At 71.8% G+C, this 6,130-nt stretch carries 7 protein-coding genes, 1 tRNA gene and 1 pseudogene; 5 read left to right on the forward strand and 4 right to left on the reverse strand.

Going from position 1 to position 6,130, the window contains the following annotated elements; translation table 11 throughout:
• The coding region (locus OFY01_RS14400) for a hypothetical protein (RefSeq protein WP_266599906.1) at nt 1-203 on the reverse strand (203 nt) is incomplete at its 3' end.
• 92 nt (nt 204-295) lie between these two features.
• Between OFY01_RS14400 and OFY01_RS14405 the strand changes: the two genes are divergently transcribed.
• From OFY01_RS14405 to OFY01_RS14425, 5 genes are all read left to right on the forward strand, one after another.
• On the forward strand, nt 296-664 hold the full coding sequence (locus OFY01_RS14405; protein WP_266599908.1) for a hypothetical protein: 369 nt from the start codon (nt 296-298) through the stop codon (nt 662-664).
• A 139-nt stretch (nt 665-803) separates the two neighbouring features.
• Nucleotides 804-1,892 (forward strand): alpha/beta hydrolase, encoded by a 1,089-nt coding sequence (locus tag OFY01_RS14410; protein ID WP_266599910.1) that lies wholly within the window; start codon nt 804-806, stop codon nt 1,890-1,892.
• A 190-nt stretch (nt 1,893-2,082) separates the two neighbouring features.
• Entirely contained in the window at nt 2,083-2,853 is a 771-nt protein-coding gene (locus OFY01_RS14415) for a hypothetical protein (RefSeq protein ID WP_266599912.1), read from the forward strand.
• A gap of 108 nt (nt 2,854-2,961) precedes the next feature.
• The gene (locus tag OFY01_RS14420) at nt 2,962-3,144 is read left to right on the forward strand and encodes a hypothetical protein (RefSeq protein ID WP_266599914.1); all 183 of its coding nucleotides are present in this window, start codon (nt 2,962-2,964) and stop codon (nt 3,142-3,144) included.
• Between the two features lie 246 nt (nt 3,145-3,390).
• Nucleotides 3,391-3,771 carry a YrdB family protein gene (locus OFY01_RS14425; RefSeq protein ID WP_266599916.1) on the forward strand — a complete coding sequence of 127 codons (381 nt, stop codon included), beginning with the start codon at nt 3,391-3,393 and terminating at the stop codon, nt 3,769-3,771.
• Between the two features lie 112 nt (nt 3,772-3,883).
• On the opposite strand, the gene OFY01_RS14430 is transcribed toward OFY01_RS14425, so the two are convergent.
• From OFY01_RS14430 to OFY01_RS14440, 3 genes and pseudogenes are all read right to left on the reverse strand, one after another.
• Nucleotides 3,884-3,956: transfer RNA gene (locus OFY01_RS14430), tRNA-Lys, on the reverse strand.
• A gap of 101 nt (nt 3,957-4,057) precedes the next feature.
• Nucleotides 4,058-5,740: an amino acid permease gene (locus OFY01_RS14435; RefSeq protein WP_266599918.1), complete on the reverse strand. Its 1,683-nt coding sequence runs from the start codon at nt 5,738-5,740 to the stop codon at nt 4,058-4,060.
• A gap of 117 nt (nt 5,741-5,857) precedes the next feature.
• Nucleotides 5,858-6,130: pseudogene (locus OFY01_RS14440) on the reverse strand (DEAD/DEAH box helicase); the annotation flags it as partial.

Below are 6,130 nucleotides of genomic sequence, written 5' to 3' on the forward strand. Positions count from 1 at the left end.
CGATCTGCCAAGCGCAGCCGCGCCCGCCTCCACCCGGCCACCTGGTACGCGCAGGCGCAGGCCGGCGCGTGCTGCCGCTCGTCGCCGGCGGCCTGCTCCTTGCGGTGTGCTGCGGCAGCCTGGCCGACGCCGTGACCGACGCCGACGCGATGTTCGTGGGCGCGATGCGCGTCGGCGCGGCCGGACAGAAGTGTCACCACCACCGGCGGGCGGACGCTCCCGGGCACCCGCGCCACACGCCTATCCTGAGGGGGTGCCGCGGCGACGCGGCCGAGCGACGGGGGAAAGGAAACGCATGAACTGGATATGGGTGGTGCTCATCCTGTTCTGGACGGGCGGATTCGCGTGGGTGGTGGACAACGCCCGTACCGCCCTGCGCACCCGGCACCAGCGCAAGATGGAACGCCTGGAGGCGACGAAACAGGAGCGGCTGGCGCTGGAGGCGCAGAACCAGCCGCCGGAGCCGGTCTGCGGCTGCACCCACCATCTCGCCAAGCACGACAAGCAGGGACACTGCCACGAGCAGGTCGAGACGCCCGTGGCCTGGGACGAGAACAAGAAGCCTCTGCGCTACGAGGCCGCCCGGTGCAACTGCCAGCAGTACGTGGGCCCGCAGCCGCTGTCCCAGGTGTTCGCCGAGGAGCTGACGGACCGCCTCCAGTAGTCCGGGCCCTCGGACGTCTGGCCTCGGACACACGGACGTCTCGCACCACGAGCGAGCGACCGGGCTTTTTCGGCCGACCGGCGTTGACGCACGGCTACGCCTCCGCGGCCCGCCGCCACCCGCGTGCCATCGTCTTGCCGTGGAGTTGACCAGCACCTCGTTCTTCGTGACGCTCAACATCGTCACGTTCCTCATGGTGCTCACCACCCTGTTCCTCTGGGGCAAGGTCCGCGGCCCCGGGTGGGTGCGGTGGCCGCTGCGCACCGGCCTGATCGTGCTGTGCCAACTGACCGCGATCGCCACGGTCGCCACCGTCATCAACAACGACTACGGCCTGTACGCGTCCTGGGACGACCTGCTCGGAACGGAGAACGGCGGCACCGGCAACATGACCGGACCGCCCGCCACGCGCGCGAAGTTCTCCCCCGCCAACGGCGGTGTGCGCACCACGTACTTCCGCGGCGAGCGCTCCAGACTTGCGGGCGAGGTCCTCGTGTCGACGCCGCCCGGATACGACGAGGCGGCGCGGCGCACCACCCACTACCCGGTGGTGATGCTGCTGCACGGCGTGCCCGGCTCACCGCAGACCTGGCTGGACCGGGGCGGCATGCCGGGCCGGTTCCGTGACCTCGTCGGCCAGGGGCTCGCGCACGAGGCGATCCTGGTCATGCCGATCGTCGACCCCGGCGGCGTGGACACGGACTGCACCGACCTGCCGCACCGCAGGACCGCGACCTGGATCGCCTCCGACGTCACCGACCTGATCTCCCGGAACTTCCGTACGCTGCCCTCACCCCGGGGGTGGGGCCTGATGGGGCTCTCCACCGGCGGGTACTGCGCGGCGCGGCTCCCCTTGCAGTTCCCGGACAAGTTCGCCGCGGGCGCCGCGCTCGACCCGGACCCGCTGACCGGCGACCCGGACGTCGTGGAGGACGCCCGGCTGCGCGCACGGACGAGCCCGATGGGCCTGCTCCGCGCCGCGCGCACGACCCCGCTCAAGCCGTCCCCCGCCCTCTTCCTCGCCACGTCGAAGCAGGACCCGGACAGCCCGCCCTCGTACATCGACCGGTTCCGCGAGGACGCCGCCGGAACGGGCGTGGAGGTGGCGACCGACGTGGTGCCCAGGGGCGGCCACAACTGGAACACGTGGCAGGGCATGTACCCGAAGGCACTGCCCTGGCTGGACGGCCGGCTCGACGCGCCGCGCAAGGAGGACCAGGGCGGGTAGACCGTGGACCAGGAACCGTGAACCGCTGGAGCCCGGTTGTAGCCCCGGCGGCGCGGGAGGACACTGATCGGGGCGCTGCGGGCGCTGTGGGGCTCTGCCGGGCGCTGCGGGGCTCTTGCCGGGCGCTGCGGGGCTCTGCCGGGCGCTGCGGGCGCCTCGGGGCCACCCACCGACCGAAGGGTCCCGGACGATGCTGACGATGACCGACGGCCGCACGGGCCGGGCCGTTCCCCTCTCCCCGGCGCACCGCCGCCCGCTGCGCGTCTGCGCGCAACTGCCCGAGGGGGAGGACGGCGCGGGGGCGACGGCCGCGCGTGTCCTCGTCCTCACCGACGTACTGATGCGAACGGTGGAATCCGGCGGCGGCCAGGTGGACTGGGTCTGCGAGACCGCCGACCCGGCGCCGGAGCACCACCGGCGGCTGCGCTCCCTGACGGACGCGCTCGGCGTACGGCCTCCGTCCGCGTTCACCGGCCCCGGCGAAGCCACCGCCCTCCTGGGCGGCCCGCCCGACGTGCGTGTCCTCGCCGACGGCACACGCGACGGCGACCAGGGCCTGTGGCTGGAGACGGGCACCGTACGCCGTCCCAACGCGCCGGAGCCGCCCCTCGACGCCGACCCGCTCCCCCTGCGCCTCGCGCTCCTCTCCCTCCCCTACCGCTCACCGCTCACCCTGCCCCCGCTCGCCCTGACCGAGGCGGAGCGGGCGCTGCGGGAATGGCGGCGCGCCGTCGCGGACTGGGCCCGCGCCCCGTCGAAACCGGTGCCCGACGCGTTCCGGAGCGCCGCGGCCACGGCGCTCGCCGACGACCTGGACACGCCCGCCGTCGTCGCCCTGCTGCGCCGCGCCGAGACCTCGGACGACCTGCCGAACGGGGCGAAGTTCGAGACCTTCGCCCTCCTGGACCACTACCTGGGCCTTGAACTCACCCGCGAGATCGGCCGCTGGACGGGGCCTTAGGCCGAACGGTCCACACCCGACGGCTCAACGACCCCAGGGGACGGGGACACGCGCCCCGTGACCGCGGTCGGCGCCCGCCGCACCATGGGATCAGGCGAGGTGATCACGATGACGCATGACGAATTCGACGCCGTCATCGAGCGAGCACGCGCGCGGACGGCCCGTACGACGCTGAAGCCCGTCCGCGACGACACGGACGACGTGTGGGCGATGACCCCTTCCGGCTACTACCTCGACGAGGTGGAGGGCTCCGCACCGCTGACGCCCTACGCCTTCCGGCCCGGCCGGTGACGTGCCCGCCGCACGAGCCGGCCCGGCCGGTCTCGACCGCGCGACACCGCGGATCTCCATCGGCTCGCTCCCTTCCGCGTCGTTTCCCGAACCCGCGGACCGCCGTCGACGAGAATGAACGCCCCAGGCCCGAGGGCAGGTTGGTGAACGGCCTCATCACTCTGCCCACCGCCTGGTGACCGACCGAACACGTCCGGTCCCGCCCGTGCCTGACGGCGCACCACACGAAGAGAGCAGAAAAGACGGATGACCACCGGAATCGGCTACAACCCGGCCATGCTCGCCCTCAGGTTCGTGCTGGAGCTGACGGCACTCGTCTGCTTCGGCTACTGGGCCTGGCACGTGACCCCCGGCTGGGCGCGGTACCTCACGGTGATCGCCGCACCGGCCCTCGTCGCCGTCGTCTGGGGGACCTTCGCCACCCCGGGCGACGCCTCGCGCAACGGCGAGACCGTCGTCGCCACGGCGGGCGGCATACGGCTTCTGATCGAACTCGCCGTGTTCTTCGGCGGCGCCGCCGTGCTCTACGCGGCCGGCGCCCACGCCCAGGCGTTGGTGCTCGCCGCGATCCTCGTCGCCTACCACTCCGCGTCCCTCGACCGGATCGCCTGGCTGCTGCGGCACTGACCCAGCGGCGCCCCGGAGATCGGCACGATGCGGCGGTGCGCCGACCTGTCCGTGCCGACCGTCACCACGCCGAAAGCCCAGCTCGACTCCTCGTCGACCTGGGCTTTCTCCGTAGACCCTGTGGGACTCGAACCCACAACCAATGGATTAAAAGTCCACTGCTCTGCCAATTGAGCTAAGGGTCCGCGCACCGACTCGCGACGGCGCACCCCACGAGCATAGCCCGCCGTGTCCCGGACTCCGATCGGGTATCGGGGTCCGGGGTGTCCTGCGCCGGGGCGGCGGGTCAGCGGAGGAACCAGCGGTGGGCCGAGACCGCCCACCAGGTGCCGGAGAAGCCGAGGACGGCCAGGACGGCGATGGGCGCGTAGTTGAAGGTTTCCCAGGTGACGGGGGAGACCTGCGGGAGCATGAAGAGGACGGTGATGACGACCACCCAGGCCACCGCCACCACGCCCACCACCGTCGACCATCGGCCCAGGTGCCACGGGCCGCGTTCGAACGCCGTGCCCTTGCGCAGGCGCAGCAGCGTCGGGATGACGTAGGCGATGTAGAGGCCGATGACGGCGATCGAGGTCACGGCGGCGTACGCGGTCTCGTTGATCAGATACGGGAGGCCGAGAACCAGCGCGCCGCACGCCGCGAGCCAGACCGCCGCCACCGGCGTACGGGTGCGCGGGCTGACCGTGTGCCAGACGCGGGAGAACGGCAGGGCGCCGTCGCGCGAGAAGGCGTAGATCATGCGGCTGTTGGCCGTGACGGACGCCATGCCGCAGAAGAGCTGCGCGCCGATGACCACCAGGAGCAGGAGCTTGCCCGCGGTCGCGCCCAGTGCGTCCAGGAGGATCTGGGCCGGGGGCGCGCCCGTCGGGGAGGTCAGGGCACCCTGGTACGACTGGATCGCGAAGGTGAAGCCGAGGAGCAGCACGAAGCCCGCGATCCACGACGTCCAGATCGAGCGGACGATGCCCTTCGGGCCCGCCGTCGCCGCGTCGTGCGTCTCCTCGGTCATGTGGGCCGACGCGTCGTAGCCCGTGAAGGTGTACTGCGCCATCAGCAGGCCGAGCAGGACCACGTACAGGCCGCTGCCCCAGCCCGTGTTGTTGACGAACTCGCCGAAGACGAAGGACGCCGACTGGTGGTGGTCGGGCACGAGGGCGAGCGCGGCCACGATCACCGCCACCCCCAGCACGTGCCACCACACGCTCACGCTGTTGAGGAAGGCGACGATCCGTACGCCGAAGGTGTTGAGGAGGCCGTGCAGGAGCAGGATCGCCGCGAAGAGGAGGACCGTGCGGCCCGCGGTGACCTCGAAGTCGAACTGCAGGTTCAGGTACGCGCCCAGGAACGACGCCGCCCCGAAGTCGATCCCGGCGGTGACAGCGACCTGGCCGAGCACGTTGAACCAGCCCGTGAACCACGCCCACGCCGCCGCGCTCCGCTCGGGCGCGAGGCGGTGCGCCCAGAAGTAGAGGCCCGCCGACGTCGGGTACGCCGAGCAGATCTCGGCCATGGACAGGCCCACGAACAGGGTCATCAGACCCACGGCCACCCAGCCCCACGTGATGACCGCCGGGCCGCCCGTGTTCATGCCGAACAGGTACAGCGTCAGGCAGCCGGAGAGCACCGAGATGATCGTGAACGACACCGCGTAGTTCGAGAACGCGGACATGCGGCGGGCCAGGACCTGCGTGTAGCCGAGTTGGGCGAGGCGTTCCTCGTCGGTGAGGTCGGTGGCGCCGGAGACGCCCGAGACGCTGGTGGCGCCGGAGACGCTGGTGGCGCTGGAGACACCTGAGACACCTGAGATGCCTGAGATATCCGAGGCGTCCGGGGGTGGTTTCCGGGTCGTGGTGGCGTCCGTCGTGGTGGCGTCCGCCGTGGTGGCGTCCGCCGTGGTGCCTGCCGCTTTGTCCGCCGCTTCGTCCGCCGCTTCGCCTGACGGTTCGCCTGTCGCTTCGCTTGTCATGCACCCAGCGATTCCCTCGGCGGGGGCCGCGCATGCTCTTGATCATGCGAAACGGGCCCCACCTGTGAGGTGGAGCCCGTTTCGGTGAGGCGCTACTCAGCCGCTATGCGGCTGTACTCAGCCGTTCCGCTTCCAGCGCGGCTTGTCGTCGCGGCGGCCGAATGAACCGGAGCCCGAACCGGCGCCCCGGTGGTCGTCGCGACGGCCGTACGGACGGTGGCCGCTGGACGGACGGTCGTCGCGGCGGTCACGGTTGAACGGACGGTCGCTGCCGCGGTGGCCCGACGGACGGTCGTCGCGGCGGAAGCCACCACGGTCGTCGCGGCGCTCGAAGGAGCGGCCACCACGGTCGCCGTCCCGACGGAAACCACCACGGTCGTTGTCACGGCG

The sequence above is a fragment of the Streptomyces beihaiensis genome (genome assembly GCF_026274175.1).
In the GTDB taxonomy this organism is placed as follows: domain Bacteria; phylum Actinomycetota; class Actinomycetes; order Streptomycetales; family Streptomycetaceae; genus Streptomyces; species Streptomyces beihaiensis.